This window comes from Psychrobium sp. 1_MG-2023 (genome assembly GCF_030689115.1).
Taxonomy (GTDB): domain Bacteria; phylum Pseudomonadota; class Gammaproteobacteria; order Enterobacterales; family Psychrobiaceae; genus Psychrobium.
Map to the genome: position 1 here is coordinate 1 of NZ_JAUYVJ010000074.1, position 998 is coordinate 998.

Here is a 998-nt window from a genome sequence, read left to right on the forward strand (position 1 = left end):
TTAGCCGAAGCTAAAAGTAAATATTAGTCTAGGATTGACGCTACAACACCAGCACCAACTGTACGGCCACCTTCACGGATTGCGAAACGTAGACCTTCGTCCATTGCGATTGGGCAGATTAGCTCAACAACAAATTTCAGGTTATCACCTGGCATTACCATTTCTACGCCTTCTGGAAGCTCTACAGCACCAGTTACGTCAGTTGTACGGAAGTAGAACTGTGGACGGTAACCTTTGAAGAATGGAGTGTGACGACCACCTTCATCTTTTGAAAGTACGTATACTTCTGACTCGAACTTAGTGTGTGGAGTGATTGAACCAGGCTTAGCTAGTACTTGACCACGTTCGATTTCTTCACGCTTGATACCACGTAGTAGTACACCAACGTTCTCACCAGCACGACCTTCGTCTAGAAGCTTACGGAACATTTCAACACCAGTACAAGTTGACTCTGCAGTCTCTTTGATACCAACGATTTCTACTGCGTCACCTACGTTTACGATACCACGCTCAACACGACCTGTTACAACCGTACCACGACCTGAAATTGAGAATACATCTTCAATTGGTAGTAGGAATGGCTTATCGATGTCACGCTCTGGCTCTGGGATGTAAGAATCTAACGCTTCAGCTAGTTCTACAACTTTTGGAGTCCATGCTGCATCACCTTCAAGTGCTTTAAGTGCAGAACCTTGGATTACTGGTAAGTCATCACCTGGGAATTCGTATTCAGATAGAAGTTCACGAACTTCCATTTCTACTAGCTCTAATAACTCTTCGTCATCAACCATGTCACATTTGTTCATGAATACGATGATGAAAGGTACACCAACCTGACGTGAAAGTAGGATGTGCTCACGTGTTTGTGGCATTGGACCATCTGTAGCAGCAACTACTAAGATAGCGCCATCCATTTGTGCAGCACCAGTGATCATGTTTTTAACGTAATCGGCGTGACCTGGACAATCTACGTGTGCGTAGTGACGTGTTGGAGTATC

The 998-nt window shown here is 44.7% G+C and carries 1 protein-coding gene; it reads right to left on the reverse strand.

Annotated elements, in window-relative coordinates; all coding sequences use genetic code 11:
• Positions 1-23: 23 nt before the first annotated feature.
• A partial coding sequence (gene tuf, locus Q8W26_RS17810) for an elongation factor Tu (RefSeq protein WP_305473883.1) occupies positions 24-998 on the reverse strand: 975 nt, incomplete at its 5' end.